Consider the following 18,413-nt stretch of genomic DNA (forward strand, 5'->3'; position numbering starts at 1 on the left):
GCTGCTGCTGGTCGCAGCCGTATTGCTACTGGCTGCCTCTTTCCAGGCCAGCCAATCCACTACCTACGCGAGCAGGGCATTGCTCTGATGCACTGCCACCGTGGTCCTGGCATGGCCCTCTTTGTCTACCTCGAGTCGGACATGCCCCTTCGTCTAAAGATTGACGTGACCTGTTGATCCGTTATGGGTAGAGTTCGCAGCATATGGGTGGTGCTAGGCACCAAGGGAATGGAACATGCCAGTAGAACTTGCGCGTGCCGTAAAGGATATTCAGCCTGAGCGATGCGTACTTTTCTTCGGAGCCGGCGCGGCTGTAACGTCAGGTGCGCCATCCGTTGATAGGCTCATTCGCGCCATTGGGAGCCGATTCGGGATTGACCCTGAAGGACTTTCTCTGCGAGAAGTATCGCAACTCGCGGAGGGTGTGCACGCAAACCGGCGCGATTTAATATCCGCTATTCGCCCCCTTTTTCGGGATCTAAAGCCCGCTGGGGGGTTGCTTAATATCCCCTTGTTTCAGTGGAAGGGGATATACACCACAAATTATGATAATTTGATTGAGCAAGCGTTTGCTTTAAAATCTGCTCCTCTAAATGTCTATACATCAAACTTTGACTTCAGTCAGTCAGAGTTTCCGGGTGCGCAGAAGCTATTTAAGCTGCATGGAACAATTGAAAAGGATGTGGTTGACGGTAGCCAGAGCCGTATCATAATCACCGATGACGACTATGATCTCACAGCGCAATACAGAGATGCGCTCTTCAGTCGTCTACAAAATGATCTGGTTGCTGCTCAGCTTGTCATAATTGGGCACTCTCTGGCAGATGCGCATATAAAGGAGATTGTTGAGAGGGCAGTCAAGCTTAATGCTGAGAGTCATAACCATCGACAGATCACGCTGCTCGTTTATACGAAGGACGAAAGACGATCCACGTTATTGGAGGCTCGCGGAATTCAAGTCGTATTTGCTGGTGTTGACGACTTCTTTTCGGCGCTTGCAAGGCAGTCGCCTGGGACTGCCTCTCTCCGAACATTCACCGGCGACCCTCTGGACGCAGCTCCATTGCTCAATGGAATGGTGCGGAATGTTGTGCACGCTTCTTCTCAGGCGAGCAACGTCTCCTCCATGTTTAACGGTTGGCCAGGAACATACGGCGATATTCGAGCTGGTATGACTTTCGAACGAACGGTTTCGAAACAAATTGTTTCAGATCTTGCTGATGGTTCCATTCGTTATGCGACGATCGTCGGAGCGAGCGGGGTTGGTAAAACTACTGCTGCTCGTCAAGTAATGTCCCAGCTATCAGCCAATCGCTTTCATGCCTGGGAGCATGACCATGCTCAAGCACTAATCCCGGAGGCTTGGCGTGCCGTGGCTGCCCGCCTAGCGTCGGAGAAGCAGAGCGGTGTCCTATTTGTAGACGAAGCCAGTTCCCATCTGACAGAGATAAATCGACTCATCGACAATCTTTCCAGTGATGGAAACGATAGTCTCCGAGTCTTGCTGGCCTCATCAAAGGCCAGTTGGACGCCGAGAATAAAATCTATCTATCTCAACCGGTTTGGACAAGAGTACGTACTTAGAAGAGTTGATGTTCCCGAAATGGACCGCTTGCTGAACTTGGTCGACCAAAATTCTTCAATTAAAGCGCTTGTTGAAGCCTCGTTTAAGGGCTTTTCGCGCTACGAAAGGCGTAGGCGCCTAGTGGAGCGCTGTGAATCAGACTTCTTTGTCTGCATGCGCAATATATTCGCGTCCGAGAAATTCGATGACATCGTGCTGCGTGAGTACGCGGCGTTGAATGAAGATGCGCAAAGTGTTTACAAGACGGTTGCAGCGCTGGAAAGTGCAGGTGTTCAGGTTCATCGGCAGCTAATTCTTCGCTTGCTCGGAGTAAGCGCTAACGGAGTAAATGCCCTTCTAGAATCACTTTCCGAGATCGTGATTGAACGGACGGTAGATGCTAGAGAGGGTGTATACGGCTGGATGGGGCGCCATCAAGTTATTTCTAACATCATTGCCAAGTATAAGTTCGCGGATCAAGATGGGATATATGACCTACTCCGCCGGGTGATTGAAGAATCTTCTCCGACTTACCACATCGAAGTTCGGAGTCTACGTGAGCTCTGTTCTCAGGATTTTGGAATACCAAGAATTTCTGATAAGAACGATCAGAACGTCTTGTACCGTATGGTCATGTCGGTCGTCCCCGGGGAGCGAGTGCCGCGGCATAAGTTGATTCGTAATCTCATTCGAATGGGTGACTTTGAGGGCGCTGCGACTGAAATTCGCATCTTTGAAGCAGACTTCCGGGAAGATGGTCCTGTCACAAGGTACAAGATTGATCTTATGGTGGCTCGCGCCGAAAGTTCTCCAGGGCTCATGCGGGAGGATCGAGTCGCGATCCTTCAGGATGCTACGGAGTTCGCAGAGCATGCTTTAAATAAGTTTGGTGACAATAAGTACGTGTTGAACGCCTACGCTAATGCGGGTCTTGCCTGGTATCGGTTCACGGCAGATACCGGAGTCTTCGATTCGGCTCTCGATAGTCTAAGGGCGGCGGAAGAAAGGATGGCTGACCCCGAGATTTCTACGATGATTGCTCGGCTATCAAGAACCTTCTCAAGCGCGCCGGCCCAAGAAATTTCTGAGGATGTTGGCGTGACCGAGAGCGCTTCGCACGAGGATGAGGATGAGGATTCTGATGATTAATCTAGGCGGGCGTGCCTGCCTGGCTCGTGAATTTTTCTCTCTGAAGCGGATGTCTCTTTTCGTCAGAACAGAGCGCTGAGCGAGTAAATGAGATGTGCCCTCTTGATGACGTTGGAGGGCATTTCCTCGAGTCCTCGCTATTTCCAGCGACTGGAGCGTAGCAACCACCCTCGCGGCCTTTTGGGGTTTTGATCGAGTGAAATTCTCGTCCCGATCAGCAATGCCCTTGGAGGCTTTGATTCATTTGGTACATTGGCCCCTGACCCGTCCTGCCATAAATTGACATCTATAGGGGATTTTTTGTTAGCTGATCATTTCTCATCAGCTCGTTACGGATGCCATCCCATCCGCCAGCTCCACACGCGCCCGCTCCGCTAGTTGGCGCGCTGCAAACAACAACCCGTCGCGATGACCATCGCCCAGATGCTCGTTTGGCTGCCCCTGCACGCGCGCACGCTCGTCGGCATGCAGCAGCTCCAGTGCGGTGGCCAGTGCGGCCATTGAACGGCTGATCGATGCCACGCAAGGCGCACTGAGCATCTGCGCGGCGCAAGCCTGGCCGTCCTCCGCATCACCGATGCGGATCGCCTGAAGGTGGGCAAGGAACAGGGACTGATCCGTGGTGGGCGAAGCGTCGCGCAACGCGCACTCGATTTCTCGGGCAATGTCGTCGGGCACGTCGCTGGCGATATCGCCGATGAGCGCGTGCAGGCGGGGATGCAGGTTGGTTGGATTGGTCATGGCGGAACCCTCACTGGCGTAAGGCCACCTTTCGAAAGCGAGGTGGCGGACGGTGCGGGTTGGCGTACCAAGGCAGAAAAGCTCGCAGGGAGAAAAGGCCTGGCGGATCTCACGATCCCCACGCACCGCCCGCCATTGAAGGCAGTCGGTGCATTCTCTTCGCTGCGACATCTGTCGCAACGTCCTGCAAGCCTGTTCGTTTATTCGAGACGCCAATCCCGACCAAGGCAACGTGCCCCGGCAGGCCGAGCATCGGCGCGTTCCAGCACGAACGTCACTGAGGAAAGTTGCCATTCCACGGGAGATTTCACTTCTGTGAGCAGCACCACACACCACCTGCGCAAGCGATCACCAACAGCGTGCGCTGACGATCTCCAACACGCGTAAGCAACCCACCAATACCCAGCGCCACCCAGCCGTTAGCGTCACCGCGCCCCCAACCAATCTTTACAACCGTTTTAAGACAGACCTGTCGCAATTGCCCCTTCGGCAGGACACCCCACGCGGATAGCGTTGTCACCAGACGTTTTCAACACGCGAGGGAGTGCCGATGTCTGCCCACTACGACAGCATGGTCGATCAGTACGTAGCCTACGCGGGCGCTTCGCCCACGCGCCCCATCGAAGTGCGCACCCTGCTGCAACTGGCCGGCCCGCTGCAGGGTCGCGATGTGCTGGACCTGGCCTGTGGCTCGGGCTACTACGGCCGCGTGCTGCTGCGCCATGGCGCGCGCAGTGCAGTGGGCGTGGACCAGTCACAGGGCATGATCGACTTCGCCCGTGCGCTGTCGCGGCACAGCAACGACGACATGCAGTTCCACACCCGTGACGTGCTGGACATGGCCGACATCGGTACGTTCGACATCGTGGTGGCGGCCTGGCTGTTCAACTACGCAGACTGCCCGGCCACCCTGCAGGCGATGTTCGCCGCGGTGGAGCGCCACCTGAAGCCCGGCGGGCGGCTGGTGGTGCAGACCTTCAATCCCGATTACCGGCTGGCGCTGGGCGACTACGCGCAGTACGGGGTGAAAGTGCTGGAAGAACAGCCCTGGCAGGACGGTGCGCGGCTGCGCCTGCAGTTTCCCGGCACGCCGCCGGCGCAGGTCACCAATTACCGCTGGCCGCGCACGCACTACGAAGAGGCCGCGGTGCTGGCCGGTTTCGCGCGACCGCAGTGGCACGAGCCGCAGCTGGATGCCGAAGATGTGGCGCGCCACCACCTTGGCTACTGGGACGACTACGTGCACAACTGCATGTCGGTGAACCTGCTCTGCCAGCGCTGAGCGGCACCGCTCAGGACGGACGGGGGCGGGGCGCGCCGCAGGGGGTGGTTGCGACCTGCCTCCCTCCGTCCCCTTGCGTGGGCTTGGGTATGCTGGGGCGCCCTTTCTGCGTGTGCCTGCCATGAACGAACGACGTACCGCGCTCATTTCCGCCCTGCGCAGCGCCGGCTGCAGCGACCCGGCCAGCTGGGCCGACAGCGAACTGCGCGAAGACATTCCGCAGTTCGCCCGCTTCCTGGTGCTGCGCGACGTGCATCGCTTGGCCGACGATGTGGATTCGGCGCTGGCCGAAACACTGTTCGATCGCGACGATCTGGCCGACACCCTGCAGGCCCTGCGCAGTGTGGTGCCGGCCGCCGCGCTGGAGGCGTTCCTGCGCGCCTATGGCCAGGCGCTGGGCAACAGCTTCGTGATGGCGGTGGACGAAGGCCCGTCGATGCGCGAAGACGGCATGCCCGGGTGGGTACTGATGGAAACTGACGCAGATGACACGCCCAGCGGCCGCTTGATCCAGGGCCTGCACGAAGACTATCTGGACTTCGCAACGTCCGTCGCGCCGTAGTCTGCGGCGCCCGGCCCCCGTGCGCGCGGCGCCGGGCGTCTCGCCGGGTGATACCCGGTGCGGCCATGATGGCCCTCCCGTGAATGTCATCTGCGCTCGGCTATGATGGACGTCGAACTGAAGTGAGTACGCATATGGAAGTACGACTCACGCGCGAGCAGGTGCTCGCGCTGGCGCCGGATGCGGCGTCGGCCAAGGCCGGCGCTGCGCTGGCCATCGATGGCAAGTGGGGCCTGCTGGGCGCCGATGCCGAAACCCTGTGGGGTGAATGCCAGGGCAGCGGTTCCAAGCCCTACCAGACCCAGGTGGACCTGGCCGCGCTGGTCAGCCGCTGCTCGTGCCCCAGCCGCAAATTTCCGTGCAAGCACGGCCTGGCGTTGCTGCTGTTGTACGCGTCGGGCAACCCGCGCTGCGTACCGCAGGCGCGTCCGGCGTGGGTGGATGAATGGCTGCAGGGTCGCCGCGATCGCTCCGCGCGCAAGGAAGCCGCCGCCGAAGCCGCGGCCAGTGCGCCGCCGCCCGATCCGCAGGCCGCCGCCGCTGCCGCCGGCAAGCGCGAACAGGGGCGCTGGGCGCGCATCGAAGCCGGCGCCGCTGAGCTTGAACGTTGGATCGCCGACCAGTTCCGCCAGGGGCTGGCCAATCTTCCTGCCGATTTCGATGCCGATGCGCAGCGCATGGTCGCGCGCATGGTCGATGCGCAGGCGCCGGGCCTGGCCAGCCAGCTCGATGCGGCACTGGGCAGCGGTACGCGCGGGCTGGCACAGCTGGGTGAACTGGGCCTGCAACTGGGGCTGCTGCAACTGCTCACCCAGGCCGTGCCGCGCCGCGACAGCCTGACCGCTGCACGCGTGGCCGACCTGCGCGCCGCGCTGGGCTGGCCGCTGGAACGCGAGAGCGTGCAGCGCGACGGCGAAGCCGTTGCCGACCGCTGGCACGTGCAGGGGCAACGACTGATCGAACAGGCCGGCAACCTGATTGAACGCCGGGTCTGGCTGCAGGGCCTGGACAGCGGGCGCACCGCACTGCTGCAGGAATTCAGCCACGGTGGCCGCGGCTGGGACGCGCAATGGCTGACCGGCTGCGTGCACGCGGCAACGCTGCACTTCCACCCCGGTACGGTGCCGCTGCGCGCGTTGGCCAGCGATGTGCAGGCCGCCACGCCGGGCCCGGCCAGCGCACGGTCCGATACGCTGGAATCGGCAACGCAGCCCTATGCCGACAACCCCTGGTTGCCGCAGGTCGCCCTGCGCATCAGCGACGTACACATGGCCCATGACGGTACGCGCAGCTGGCTGCAGCACCCCGAAGGCGCGTTGCCGCTGCAGTTGCCCGGCCTGCAGGCCTGGTCGTTGCTCGCCTTCGGCGGTGGCCAGGCGCTGTGCGTGATGGGCGAATGGGATGGGCAGACGTTGTGGCCGCTGTCGGCGTGGAATGCGCAGGGCGAGCGCTGGGAAAGGAGTGCCGCATGAACGAGGCCTGGTTGAAACCGGCATTGCTGGGCGTGGACCGACCGCAGGCCATCTGCACCGGTGGCGCGATGGACGATGTGCTGCAGGCCATCATCGAAGGGGCCGACGACCCGGCGCTGGCGTACAGCCGGCAGATGGGCGTGCTGGCCGCCTGCCGCCGCGCGGCCGCGCCGTTGGCAGCGGCGGTGGCGGTGCCCGCACTGGCCCCGCACGATCCGGCGGCCTTGCCAGCCGATCATGGTTGGGCGTCGCTGCTGGCCACCTTGTTCAACGCCGGCCATGCCGCGCCGTGGCTGAAGCGCCTGCGCCAGCAGGCCTGTGTGCGCCTGGCTGCGCAGGGCAGGCACCTGCCGGTGGCGGTGCTGCCGGCTGCGCTCGACACGGGCGCGCGCTTCGCGGCGCTGCGTGACGTGCTGCGCTCGGTGCTGGGCGAGCGCGGGCGCTGGTTGGCGGCGTGCAACGACGAGTGGCGCTATGCACTGGGCGGCGTCGCCCCGGCGGCAACGGCGCAGGACCTGGAACAGGTCTGGAACGAAGGCAGCAGCGAAGCCCGCCTGCAGGCGTTCCAGCAGCAGCGTGCGATTGATCCGGGCGCGGCGCGTGCGCGTCTGCAGCAGAGCCTGAAGGAATTGCCGGCGCGCGATCGCGCGCTGTTCGTGGCGGCGCTGGGCAATGGCCTGCACACCGACGATGAAGCGCTGCTGCAGGCACTGCTGAAGGACCGCAGCCGCGAGGTGCGCGCGCTGGTGGGCCCGCTGCTGGCGCGCTTGCCCGACAGCGCACACGCGCGCTTCCTGCAGGCGCAGATGCAGGGCCTGCTGCAGGCCCAGCGCAGTGGACTGCTGCGGCGTAGCACCTGGCAGTTGCAGGCGCCGGCGGCCGCGGAAGCGGGGTGGGCCGAGGCCGGCATCGACAGCAAGCGGCCCAACGGCGAATCGCTGGGCGAACGTGCCTGGTGGCTGTATCAGTTGGCCCGCCAGTGGCCGCTGCAGTGGTGGTGCCAGACCCTGGAAAAGACCCCCGAGGAGGTGCTGGCCTGGGCGCAGAAGACCGATTGGTTCGCCGCCCTGCTGCGCGCCTGGATCGAACAGGTGGATGCCGGTGAACCGGCCTGGGTGGAAGCGTTGATCGCGCACAAAGCCAGCTACCACCACAAGACCGCGTTGCTGGCGCTGTTGCCGGTGCAGCAGCGCGAGCGCCATTGGCCGGCCACGCTGGCCGAACTGCAGGCGCAGGGCCTGCTGCACACCGTTTTGGACAGCACCGAAGCGGCACAGGTGCTGGGCCCGGCCTATTCGCAGGCGCTGGCCCCGCAGGTGGGCGCGCTGCTGGGCGATGAGCGCCTGCGCTACGACTACCTGCTGCGCGATCAGTTGCTGGAACTGCTGGCCGTGCTGCACCCATCGGTACTGGCGCAGGTGCAGGTGGCCGAGCCGCCGGCCAACGCCACCGAGGCGATGCTGGCCTGCACGCAGCAGGCCCGCGCGGTGCTGCTCACCCGCCGCGCGCTGTACGCGCCGATCTGATCCTTTCCTCTTTTTGAATTGCCACTGGAGCCACCATGAGCACGACCGTCCTGCGCCAGCACGCCGAACACCAATACGCCCACGAACTGGATGAACTGCGCCGGCAGGACAACCGCCAGCGCCCGGCCAACTGGACGCTGTCGCCGTGGGCGGTGGTGACCTATCTGGTCGGCGGCACGCTGGACAACGGGTTCGTGGTCAGCCCCAAGTACATCGGCGACCGTCGCCTGATGGAAATCGCAGTGGCCACCATCGCCACCGATCGCGCGTTGCTGCTGTTCGGCGTGCCGGGCACCGCCAAGTCGTGGGTGTCCGAACACATGACCGCGGCCATCAGCGGCGATTCCACCCTGCTGGTGCAGGGCACGGCCGGTACCAGCGAAGAGCAGATCCGCTACGGCTGGAACTACGCGCAGCTGCTGGCCAACGGCCCCAGCGAAAAGGCACTGGTGCCCAGCCCGCTGATGAACGCCATGCGCCTGGGCAAGATCGCGCGCATCGAAGAACTCACCCGCATTCCCGCCGATGTGCAGGACGCACTGATCACCGTGCTTTCGGAAAAGACCCTGCCGGTGCCCGAACTGGGCAGCGAGGTGCAGGCCGTGCGTGGCTTCAGCGTGATCGCTACCGCCAACAACCGCGACAAGGGCGTGAACGAGCTGTCCAGCGCGCTCAAGCGCCGCTTCAACACCGTCATCCTGCCGGTGCCGTCCAGCGAGCAGGACGAAGTGGCGATCGTGCTCAAGCGCGTGGCGGAGATGGGCAGCGCGCTGGACCTGCCCGCCGAGCCGCCGGCGCTGCAGGAAGTGGCGCGCGTGGTGCGCATCTTCCGCGAGCTGCGCAACGGCATCACCGAAGATGGCAAGGCCAAGCTGAAGAGCCCCACCGCCACCTTGTCCACCGCCGAAGCAATCTCGGTCATCAACAACGGCATGGCGCTGGCCGGGCACTTCGGTGATGGCGTGCTGCGCCCGGCCGACATGGCCGCCGGCATGATCGGCGCCATCGTGAAGGATCCGGTGCAGGACGCCCTGGTGTGGAAGGAGTACCTGGAAACGGTGGTGAAGGAACGCGACGACTGGAAGGATCTGTACCGCGCCTTCCGCGAACACGCCTGAGCAGGCCCACGCCGATGAGTGAAGGGATTTCCCTGTTCGGCATCCGCCACCACGGCCCGGGCTGCGCACGCAGCCTGCTGGCCGCGCTGCAGGCATTGCAGCCGGAGTGCGTGCTGATTGAAGGCCCTGCCGGCTGCGAAGACCTGCTGCCGCACGTGCTGGACGCCGACATGCAGCCGCCAGTGGCGCTGCTGTCCTACAGCGTGGACGATCCGCAACTGGCGGTGTTCCATCCCTACGCGCTGTACTCGCCGGAATGGCAGGCCCTGCAGTGGGCGCTGCGCAACGGCGTGGCCGTGCGCTTCATGGATGTGCCGGCGGCGCTGTCGCTGGAATGGCGCGCGCAGCCGCCGGCCGAACCGTTGCCGGAAGAGCCCGACGACCTGGACGACGCCGGCACGGCCGCACCGGACCCGGCCCACGCCGCCACAGCGCTGCAGCGCCCGGCCGATCCGCTGGACTGGCTGGCGCAGGCGGCCGGTCACGCCGACGGCGAGGCCTGGTGGAACTACATGGTGGAAGAGCGCGGTGACGGGCAGGGCCTGTTTGAAGCCATTGCCGAGGCGATGACCGCCGTGCGCGAACATACGCCGGCCTATCCCGGCCAGCGTGCGGAACAGGAAGCCGTGCGCGAGGCGCACATGCGCAGCGCGCTGCGCAGTGCCAGCAAGGAGTTCCAGCGCGTTGCCGTGGTCTGCGGTGCCTGGCATGTGCCGGCCCTGCAGCCGCAGGCGCTGCGCGCGAACACCGCCGCGGCCGACAACCGGCTGCTGAAGGGCCTGCCGCGGCGCCGCACGCAGAGCACCTGGGTGCCCTGGACCTACCGCCACCTGAGCACCGGCAGTGGTTACGGCGCCGGCGTGGACGCGCCGGGCTGGTACGACCATCTGTGGCGCAACGCCGGCGTGCACGGCCAGCGTGCGGTGGGCTGGTATGCGCGCGTCGGCCGCCTGCTGCGCGAGCACGGGCTGGATTGTTCCTCTGCACACCTGATCGAAGCCACCCGCCTGGCCGATACCCTGGCCGCGCTGCGCGGTCGCCCGGCGCCCGGGCTTGAAGACATTGCCGATGCCAGCCGCAGCGTCATCTGCAACGGCGATGACGCGCCCATGCGCCTGATCGCCGAGCATCTGCTGGTGGGCGACGCGCTGGGCCAGGTGCCCGCCAGCGTGCCGGTGGTGCCGCTGCAGCGCGATCTGGAAGCGCAGCAGAAGCGCCTGCGGCTGAAACCGGAGGCGCTGGAAAAGACTCTCGATCTGGACCTGCGCAAGGACAACGATCTGGCCCGCAGCCATCTGCTGCACCGGCTGGGCCTGCTGGGCATCGCGTGGGGGCGGCTGGCGCGTACCGGCCATTCGGCGCGCGGCACCTTCCATGAAATCTGGCAGCTGGCGTGGCAGCCGCATTTCGCGGTGGCGGTGGTGGAGGCCAGCCGCCACGGACAGACGCTGGTGGATGCGGCCGGTAACCACGCCATCGGCCAGGCGCGCCGCGCCGATGGCCTGGCCGAGGTATCCGCGCTGGTGGACCGCGTGCTGCTGGCCGATCTGCCGCACGCGGTGCAGGCCATCGCTGCGGAACTGGAGGCGCGCGCGGCCACGGCGGCCGATCCGCTGGCGCTGCTGGCCGCCTTGCCGCCGCTGGCCAACATCCATCGCTACGGCAACGTGCGGCAGACCGAAGGCGTGCAGGTGGCACACCTGTTCGACAGCATGCTGGAACGCGCAGGCGTCGGTCTGCTGGTAGCGGTAAGCGCGCTGGACGAAGCGCATGCCGAGCACGCCCGCGAGGTGCTGCTGGCGGCCGATCGTGCCGTGGCGCTGCGCAACGATGCCGAGCGCAGCGGGCACTGGCGGCAGGCGCTGCAGCGGGTGGCCCTGTCACCGGCCAGCAGCGCGCTGCTGCGCGGCGTCAGCCTGCGCCTGTTGTTCGACAGCGGCACGCTGGATGCGGGCGCCGTGCACGCGCAGCTGCAGCTGCAGCTTTCGGCAGGCGCCACGCCGCTGGAGGCTGCGCAATGGCTCGATGGTTTCCTCAACCGCAACGCCACCGTGCTGCTGCACGACGATGCGGTGTGGCAGATGATCGATGCCTGGGTGGTGGCGCTGGACGAGGACGCGCTGGTGCGCGTGCTGCCGCTGGTGCGGCGCACGTTCTCGGCGTTCGAAGCAGCCGATCGTCGCGACCTGGGGTCGCGCGTGAAGCAGGCGCCGGGCGCGCCGGTGGCGACCACCGCTGCGGCACCGGACTGGAACCGCGCACGCGCCGAACGCGCGCTGCCGATGCTGCGTGAACTGCTGGGAGTGCCCGCATGAGCCTTGAACGAGACGAAACGCTGCCGGCCACCACCTCGCGCGAACAGCGCTGGCGGTTGATCCTGGGCGAGCAGGCCGACGCGAGCTGCGGCGAGCTGCCCAAGGCATTGCAGGGCATCGACCAGGCACTGGCCGCGCTGTACGAGCCCGATGGCCAGGGCGGCCTGTCCCGGCGCGGTGGCCGCGGTGGTTCGGCGCCCAACGTCGCGCGCTGGCTGGGCGATATCCGCCGCTACTTCCCGTCGTCGGTGGTGCAGGTCATGCAGCGCGACGCGCTGCAGCGGCTGAACCTGACCCAGATGCTGCTGGAAAAGGAGATGCTGGAACAGGTGCAGCCGGACGTGCACATGGTGGCCAACCTGATTGGCCTGAGCCGGGTCATTCCGGCGCAGACCAAGGAAACGGCGCGCATGGTGGTGCGCGCGGTGGTGGACGATCTGCTGGCGCGGCTGGAAGAGCCGATGCGCACGGCGGTCAGTGGGGCGCTGGACCGTGCACGCCGCAACCGGCGCCCACGCCTGGCCGAGATCGACTGGCACCGCACCATCCGCAGCAACCTGCGGCACTGGCAGCCGGAACTGCGCACGGTGGTGCCGCAGGAACTGGTGGGCTATGGCCGCAAGGCGCGCAAGCCGCAGCGCGAAGTGCTGCTGTGCATCGACCAGAGCGGCTCGATGGCCGCCTCGGTGGTGTATTCCAGCATCTTCGGTGCGGTCATGGCATCGCTGCCGTCGGTGTCCACCCGGCTGGTGGTGTTCGACACCGAAGTGGTGGACATGAGCGAGCAGCTGGATGATCCGGTGGACATCCTGTTCGGCGTGCAGCTGGGCGGCGGGACCGACATCCACCGTGCGGTGAGCTACTGCCAGGGCCTGATCCGCGAACCGCACAGCGCCATCCTGGTGCTGATTTCCGATCTGTACGAAGGCGGGGTGGAGGAGAAACTGCTGGCGCGCGCGCGTGAGCTGGTCGAATCGGGCGTGCAGTTCATCGTGCTGCTGGCACTGAGCGATGAAGGCCGCCCGTCCTACGACCAGCAACTGGCGGCCAAGCTGGCCGCGCTGGGCGTGCCGTCGTTCGCCTGCACGCCCGATGCGTTCCCTGGTCTGATGGCCGCGGCGATCCGCCGCGACGACATCAACCAGTGGGCCGGCGCCAATGGCCTGCTGGCCACCCGCGCCGAATGAGGGTCAGGCCTTCAGCCAGCGCGGCGCCACCGCCACGCCCAGGAAAGCCACCGCCACGCCGATGAAGGCGCCCACCAGCCCCACATGGTGGGCGGCGAAGCCGATCAGCACCGGCCCGGCCAGCACGCCGGCGTAGCCCAGCGTGGTGACCGCGGTGATCGCCACGCCCTCGGGCATGCGGGTCTGGTTGCCGGCCAGCGAGAACAGCGCCGGCACCACGTTGGCGCAGCCCAGGCCCAGCATCACGTAACCGACCAGCGAGGCCTGCCACGGCGTGACCAGGGTCAGCACCAGCACGCCCGCCGCGCCCAGCAGGCCGCCCAGCACGATGGCGCGGTGCCGCCCCAGGTGGTCCACCACGCGGTCACCGAACAGGCGCGCCACGGTCATACTCAGGGCGAAGGCCGCATAGCCCAGGCCAGCCAGCGTCGGTGCCACGCCGCGCACATCGGTCAGCAGCAGCGCGCTCCAGTCCAGCATGGTGCCTTCGGCCAGGAATGCCACGAACGCCAGCACGCTGATGAACAGCACGATGCCGCGCGGCCAGGCCAGGAAGGGGCCCTCATGCGCGACCCGTTCGTTGCGCCAGTGGCGCAGGGCGGGCAGGGCGATCAGCACCATCACCGCGCAGCCCACCAGCACCGCCGGCAGCAGCGGCAGCCAGGCCCCCAGCAGCAGCGTGCTGGCCGCACCGACGAAGCCGCCGATGCTGTAGAAGGCGTGGAAGCCGGACATCATCGCGCGCCGCGATTCGCGTTCCACCACAACCGCCTGCACGTTCATGGTGCAGTCCATGGCACCCACGCCGGCACCGAACACGAACAGGATCGCGCCCAGCGCCCAAGGCGAGGAGGCCACCGCCAGCCACGGCAGGGACAGGCAGATCAGCGCGCTGGTGGCGATCATCACCGTGCGGCAGCCCAGCCGTGCCGCCAGCACGCCGGCCAGCGGCATGGCCAGCAGCGAACCGGCGCCCAGGCCGAGCAGGATCAGGCCGAGAGTGGCGTCGTCCACTCCGCTGCGGGCCTTGGCAAAGGGCACCAGGGTGGCCCAGATGGCGGTGGCGAAACCAGGAATGAAGAACGCAGCACGGGTGGCGTGCTGCTGCGCGCGGGGCGAGGAAACTGGCGTCATGGAAGAACCGGACAAGGGATCAGGAATGCGTGGGATGCACGGCGATGCCGGCGGCACGGAAGCGTTCGGCCAGCGCGGCCGGGGCGGAGGTGGTCAACACCAGATCGTCGATCTCATCCAGCGCAGCCACCTGCCACACGCCACGCGCGCCCAGCTTTTCGGTGGTCGCAGCCACGATCACCCGGCTGGCGCAGGCCAGCATCGCGCGCTTCAACGTGGCTTCCTCGCCATCCATCGCCCACACGCCGGTATCGGCATCGACCGCACAGGCGCCGGGCAGGTACACATCGGCGCGCAGCCGCTGCACCTGGGCCAGCGCCTCGGCGCCCACCGCACCGCCGCCGTCGGCCAGGCGGCCGCCGATCAGGTGCACGCGGGTGCCGGCCTGCCACGCCGCCGCCGTGGCGATCTGCGGCGCATTGGTGATGACCGTCAGCGCCAGCGCACCCGGCAGCTGCTGGGCGATGGCCTGGTTGGTCGAACCGGCATCGATCAGCAGCACCTGGCCGGGCTGCAGCAGGGCCACCACGCGTGCGGCCAGTTCGGCCTTGTCGCCGCGGTCCTGGGTCAGCCGTTCGCGCAGCGGCGCCGGCTTCGGGGCCGGCAGCACGGCGCCGCCGTACACACGCTGGCACAGTCCTTGGCCCGCCAGTTCGCGCAGGTCGCGGCGGATCGAATCTTCGGACACGGCATAGCGGCGCGCCAGGTCGGCGGCCACTACGCGGCCCTGCTGGCGCAGTTCGTCCAGGATCAGCTGGGTGCGCTGGGCGGGGAGAGTGGGCTCGGCTGTCATGGGGTGAATCGTGAATGATCGTGCATGAATGTGCAATAACGGGCATTCATGCCGAGCGCGCAGACGCTTTGCGCGCAGACGCTTTCCGGGCGGCACCTGCGCAAGCCACTGCAGTGCCGTCCTGTGCCATGATCGAAATTCGGACGCGAAGGGGGCTTCGACGATCGCGGTGTCCACTTCGGCAGGATGGTCCGAAGGCAAGCCTGACCCGCAGCGCGGGAACGGCTTCAATTGCTGTAATCAATCAACGTAAATGGAGCATGGATGAATTACGTTTCGATAGGTCTGATTGCATTGGGCCTGGTTGCTGTTTCCGCTGAAGCCGAAGCGAAAGGTCGGCGTCTTTACAACTTCCCCAGCACGACCACGGTGTCTGCCTCCAACACGGTTCCCACCGCGGGGCAGACCATCACGCTGACCGCAAAGGTGCAGGCGCAGGCGCTGGGGTTGTACTTCATACCGGGCAACGATGCGCTGGGCGGCCACGTCGACTTCAAGGTCAATGGGCAGGCCGTGGGGCGCGCACAGATCAGTACGGCCAATACCCCCGTGGTGGGGCAGGTGGTCGATGTGGATCCTGCCTGCTGGGCGGCCACGCGTGATCAGCTGTTCTGCACGTATCGCTACGTTTATGGCCAGCAGGCCAACGTGTCGATCAGCTATCAGGTACCTGCGGGCTTCACCACTGCATCGGTCACTGCCTCGTTCACCGGCGACGGCAATTTCTCGACGGCCTCCACGTCCGCACCGGTCGAGATCCGCAACATTCCCACGTTTGGCGAAATCCGCGGCATGAACAACCGCTGCCTGGACGCGGAAGCGGCGGGCGTGGCGCCGGGAACGGCCATCCAGATGTGGGATTGCGGCGTGGGCGTCGTGCAGCAGCTGTGGACGATCAAGCCCGGCAAGTCCACCATCACCGGCGTGCAGAGCGGCCGGGTCTGGGACATGGTCGGCTACGGCACCGGTGAGGGCACCCGCCTGCAGCTTTACGATGCCCACGGCGACTGGAACCAGTCCTGGAAGTTCACCCGTACCTCGATCTATGGCATCAGCAACAAGGTGCTGGATGCCACGGGTGCGTCCAGTGCCAATGGCACCAAGATCCAGCTGTACGACAACGCGGGCACCGATAACCAGTTGTGGGAATTCGATCCCGCCAACGGGCAGATCACCGGTTTAGGCGGCAAGTGCCTGGATGTCGAGGGCGCCAACACCGCTGACGGCACGCTGGTACAACTGTGGGATTGCTCGGGCGTGCCCCAGCAGAAGTTCGAACTGGGCGCCAACGGTTCGATCCGCGGGCTGGGTGGAAAGTGCCTGGAGGCCGCGAACGGCGGTACCCACAACGGCAATGCCATCCGCATGTGGACCTGCAATGGTGGCCAGCACCAGACCTGGCGCCTGTCGGGTGAGATCCGCAATCCGCAGACCAACATGTGCCTGGATGATCCGGAGTTCGGCAACGTTCCCGGTTCGAAGGTGCACATGTGGACCTGCCATGGCGGGCAGAATCAGCGCTGGGAGTACTCCTCGTACTGATGTAGGGCAGTGGTAGGCAGCGGGCTGCGCGCGGTAACCGGGTGCAGCCCGCTTCTGTCGCCTGCGGCATGGCGGCAGCGATACGCCAGGCATATCGTGCACGCCGGTCAACAGTATTGGCGGCGCTACAGCCGCCGGCGCGATGCTGGGCGGATGAAGCCGATTTCCCTTGTTTCCTTTGCAGGCCAGGTTGGACTGGTGACCGGCGCGGCCGGTGGCCTGGGCCTGGCCTACAGCCGCCTGCTGGCCGAGCGCGGCGCCCACGTCGTGATGCACGACATCGGTGCGGGCCTGGATGGCACCGGCAGCGACCCGCAGCGCATCGGCCAGTGCGTGCAGGCGCTGCAGGCGCAAGGCCTGGCCGTGGAAGCGGCCAGTGGTGCGATCGACCAGCGCGAGAGCTGCCATGCGCTGGTGCGCGACATCCTGCAGCGGCATGGCCGCCTGGACTTCCTGATCCACAACGCCGGCTGGGTGGCCTACCAGGGCGTGGAAAGCATCGACGATGCCGCGCTGGAGCAGATGCTGTGCGTGGCCGCCAAGACACCGCTGTGGCTGGCGCAGGCCGCGTGGCCTGCCATGCGCGAGGCCGGTGGTGGCCGCATCGTGATCACCACTTCCGACCGCGCGCTGTACCCGCAGTACGCGCAGCGCGGGCTGTCGGCCTATGCCATGGCCAAGCTGGCAGCCCAGGGGCTGGTGAACGTGCTCGCGCTGGAGGGGGCCGAGCATGGCATCGTGGTCAATGCGGTTTCGCCGGTGGCCAAGACGCGTATGTGGGGCATCGAAGGCGAACCCGACGAACTGCATCCTGCCGCGGTCGCCACCGGTGTCGCGTTCCTGGCATCCACGCGCTGCCGGCAGGGCGGCTGGATCCTGCGCGCCAGCAATGGCCAGTTCCATGCGCTGCGGCTGCAGGAAGCCGAGCATGTCGCGTATCCGCGCGATCTGCGCGCGGTGCAGGCCGACAGCATCGAGTCGGTGGCCCTGCAGTGGCCGGCGATCGCAAGGCCCAGTGTCGACGCGCGCGGCTGAGCGCGTACCCTAGGCGGGTCTCTTGAACCGGCCCTGCCATGATCGACCTGCGTCTGCTCCGCCAGTTCGTGGCGGTGGCCGAGGAACTGCATTTCCACCGCGCCGCTGCCCGCCTGCACATGTCGCAGCCACCGCTGACGGCCGCCGTGCGACGCCTGGAAGAAGAGCTCGGCGCCGAGCTGATCGTGCGCGGCAATCGCACGCTGGGGCTGACCACGGCCGGCAGGACGCTGCTGGTTGAAGCGCGGGCGACCCTGCTGCAGGCCGACCAGGCGGTGCAACGCACGCGCGAAGCGGCGGCCGGGCAGATCGGCAGCCTGCGCGTGGGCTACGTAGGCAGCGCCCTGTATGGGCGCCTGCCCAGCTTGATCCGGCGCTTCCGCCAGGCCTTCCCGCAGGTGCGCCTGCACTTGCAGGAAGCGACCTCGCGGCAGCAGCAGCATGGGTTGCGCGAATGCAACGTGGATGTCGGCGTGCTGATTCCGCCGATCATCTCGGCTGAGCTGCGCCTGCAGCCGTTCGACGTCGACTGCCTGGCCATTGCCTTGCCGCGCGGGCATCGCCTGGTCGCGCAGCCTGCACTGAGCGTGGCCGCGTTGGCCGACGAAGCGTTCGTGTCCTGGCCCTCGGCCGAAGGCGTCGGCTTCCACGCGCAGGTGCTGGGCCTGTGCACGGCCGCGGGCTTCACTCCGCGGGTGGTACAGGAGGCGCATGGCATGCACGCGGTGTTGTCGCTGGTGGCGGTGGAGGCGGGCGTGGCCATCGTGCCGGCCAGCATGGCCGGCTTCCGTCCTGATGAAATCGTCTATCGCGTGATCGAAGGAAGCGCGGCGCGTTTCGAACTGCAGCTGTGCACGCGCCCGGAACTGCCCGCGCCGGTGTTGCAGCAGTTCCTGGACATGGCGGTTGCGGAACATCTGGCGTGATCGACTCGATGCGCGTGGGGACGGTGTCGCGCGCAGCCCGAATCCGCGCGTGTGATGGCCTTCAGCC

General features: G+C 65.9%; 14 protein-coding genes. 11 read left to right on the forward strand and 3 right to left on the reverse strand.

The features are described 5' to 3' along the window. The first annotated feature begins 235 nt into the window (after positions 1-235). Positions 236-2,713, forward strand: a complete 2,478-nt coding sequence (locus tag C1931_RS04865) for an SIR2 family protein (protein WP_108755554.1) — start codon at positions 236-238, stop codon at positions 2,711-2,713. 321 nt (positions 2,714-3,034) lie between these two features. Here the strand turns inward: C1931_RS04865 and C1931_RS04870 are convergent, their stop codons facing one another. After that, positions 3,035-3,454: a hypothetical protein gene (locus tag C1931_RS04870; protein WP_108757656.1), complete on the reverse strand. Its 420-nt coding sequence runs from the start codon at positions 3,452-3,454 to the stop codon at positions 3,035-3,037. Between the two features lie 550 nt (positions 3,455-4,004). On the opposite strand from C1931_RS04870, the gene C1931_RS04875 reads away from it, so the two are divergent. The 7 genes from C1931_RS04875 to C1931_RS04905 all read left to right on the forward strand — a co-directional run bounded on the left by C1931_RS04875 (position 4,005) and on the right by C1931_RS04905 (position 12,916). Further along, positions 4,005-4,736 carry a class I SAM-dependent methyltransferase gene (locus C1931_RS04875; protein WP_108755555.1) on the forward strand — a complete coding sequence of 244 codons (732 nt, stop codon included), beginning with the start codon at positions 4,005-4,007 and terminating at the stop codon, positions 4,734-4,736. A 121-nt stretch (positions 4,737-4,857) separates the two neighbouring features. Then, entirely contained in the window at positions 4,858-5,298 is a 441-nt protein-coding gene (locus C1931_RS04880) for a hypothetical protein (protein ID WP_108755556.1), read from the forward strand. A gap of 134 nt (positions 5,299-5,432) precedes the next feature. After that, positions 5,433-6,770 carry an SWIM zinc finger family protein gene (locus C1931_RS04885; RefSeq protein WP_108755557.1) on the forward strand — a complete coding sequence of 446 codons (1,338 nt, stop codon included), beginning with the start codon at positions 5,433-5,435 and terminating at the stop codon, positions 6,768-6,770. Continuing rightward, on the forward strand, positions 6,767-8,296 hold the full coding sequence (locus C1931_RS04890; RefSeq protein ID WP_108755558.1) for a DUF5691 domain-containing protein: 1,530 nt from the start codon (positions 6,767-6,769) through the stop codon (positions 8,294-8,296). Before C1931_RS04885 ends, C1931_RS04890 begins: the two co-directional genes overlap by 4 nt. Positions 8,297-8,331: 35 nt before the next feature. Continuing rightward, positions 8,332-9,414, forward strand: a complete 1,083-nt coding sequence (locus C1931_RS04895) for an AAA family ATPase (protein WP_108748761.1) — start codon at positions 8,332-8,334, stop codon at positions 9,412-9,414. A 14-nt stretch (positions 9,415-9,428) separates the two neighbouring features. Beyond that, positions 9,429-11,729 (forward strand): DUF5682 family protein, encoded by a 2,301-nt coding sequence (locus C1931_RS04900; protein ID WP_108755559.1) that lies wholly within the window; start codon positions 9,429-9,431, stop codon positions 11,727-11,729. Further along, positions 11,726-12,916, forward strand: coding sequence for a VWA domain-containing protein (locus tag C1931_RS04905; RefSeq protein ID WP_108755560.1), 1,191 nt, complete (start codon positions 11,726-11,728; stop codon positions 12,914-12,916). Before C1931_RS04900 ends, C1931_RS04905 begins: the two co-directional genes overlap by 4 nt. A 3-nt stretch (positions 12,917-12,919) precedes the next feature. Here the strand turns inward: C1931_RS04905 and C1931_RS04910 are convergent, their stop codons facing one another. Then, positions 12,920-14,050, reverse strand: a complete 1,131-nt coding sequence (locus C1931_RS04910; RefSeq protein ID WP_108755561.1) for an MFS transporter — start codon at positions 14,048-14,050, stop codon at positions 12,920-12,922. A 19-nt stretch (positions 14,051-14,069) separates the two neighbouring features. Further along, positions 14,070-14,843, reverse strand: a complete 774-nt coding sequence (locus C1931_RS04915) for a DeoR/GlpR family DNA-binding transcription regulator (protein ID WP_108755562.1) — start codon at positions 14,841-14,843, stop codon at positions 14,070-14,072. A 369-nt stretch (positions 14,844-15,212) separates the two neighbouring features. Here C1931_RS04915 and C1931_RS04920 point away from each other — a divergent pair, with 369 nt between their 5' ends. From C1931_RS04920 to C1931_RS04930, 3 genes are all read left to right on the forward strand, one after another. Beyond that, positions 15,213-16,385, forward strand: a complete 1,173-nt coding sequence (locus C1931_RS04920; RefSeq protein ID WP_234412877.1) for a ricin-type beta-trefoil lectin domain protein — start codon at positions 15,213-15,215, stop codon at positions 16,383-16,385. Positions 16,386-16,538: 153 nt separating this feature from the next. Continuing rightward, complete coding sequence (locus tag C1931_RS04925; protein ID WP_108755564.1) at positions 16,539-17,420, forward strand: SDR family oxidoreductase; 882 nt, start codon at positions 16,539-16,541, stop codon at positions 17,418-17,420. A gap of 38 nt (positions 17,421-17,458) precedes the next feature. Beyond that, a complete protein-coding gene (locus C1931_RS04930; RefSeq protein ID WP_108755565.1) occupies positions 17,459-18,346 on the forward strand; it encodes a LysR family transcriptional regulator in 888 nt (295 codons plus the stop codon). Positions 18,347-18,413 lie beyond the last annotated feature (67 nt).

It is taken from the genome of Stenotrophomonas sp. YAU14A_MKIMI4_1, from assembly GCF_003086855.1.
In the GTDB taxonomy this organism is placed as follows: Bacteria; Pseudomonadota; Gammaproteobacteria; order Xanthomonadales; family Xanthomonadaceae; genus Stenotrophomonas.

What these genes read in the sequence shown, in the direction of transcription:
- C1931_RS04865 (WP_108755554.1), top strand. Translation starts at nt 236, where the DNA reads ATGCCAGTAGAACTTGCGCGTGCCGTAAAGGATATTCAGCCTGAGCGA.
- C1931_RS04870 (WP_108757656.1), bottom strand. Translation starts at nt 3,454, where the DNA reads ATGACCAATCCAACCAACCTGCATCCCCGCCTGCACGCGCTCATCGGC.
- C1931_RS04875 (WP_108755555.1), top strand. Translation starts at nt 4,005, where the DNA reads ATGTCTGCCCACTACGACAGCATGGTCGATCAGTACGTAGCCTACGCG.
- C1931_RS04880 (WP_108755556.1), top strand. Translation starts at nt 4,858, where the DNA reads ATGAACGAACGACGTACCGCGCTCATTTCCGCCCTGCGCAGCGCCGGC.
- C1931_RS04885 (WP_108755557.1), top strand. Translation starts at nt 5,433, where the DNA reads ATGGAAGTACGACTCACGCGCGAGCAGGTGCTCGCGCTGGCGCCGGAT.
- C1931_RS04890 (WP_108755558.1), top strand. Translation starts at nt 6,767, where the DNA reads ATGAACGAGGCCTGGTTGAAACCGGCATTGCTGGGCGTGGACCGACCG.
- C1931_RS04895 (WP_108748761.1), top strand. Translation starts at nt 8,332, where the DNA reads ATGAGCACGACCGTCCTGCGCCAGCACGCCGAACACCAATACGCCCAC.
- C1931_RS04900 (WP_108755559.1), top strand. Translation starts at nt 9,429, where the DNA reads ATGAGTGAAGGGATTTCCCTGTTCGGCATCCGCCACCACGGCCCGGGC.
- C1931_RS04905 (WP_108755560.1), top strand. Translation starts at nt 11,726, where the DNA reads ATGAGCCTTGAACGAGACGAAACGCTGCCGGCCACCACCTCGCGCGAA.
- C1931_RS04910 (WP_108755561.1), bottom strand. Translation starts at nt 14,050, where the DNA reads ATGACGCCAGTTTCCTCGCCCCGCGCGCAGCAGCACGCCACCCGTGCT.
- C1931_RS04915 (WP_108755562.1), bottom strand. Translation starts at nt 14,843, where the DNA reads ATGACAGCCGAGCCCACTCTCCCCGCCCAGCGCACCCAGCTGATCCTG.
- C1931_RS04925 (WP_108755564.1), top strand. Translation starts at nt 16,539, where the DNA reads ATGAAGCCGATTTCCCTTGTTTCCTTTGCAGGCCAGGTTGGACTGGTG.
- C1931_RS04930 (WP_108755565.1), top strand. Translation starts at nt 17,459, where the DNA reads ATGATCGACCTGCGTCTGCTCCGCCAGTTCGTGGCGGTGGCCGAGGAA.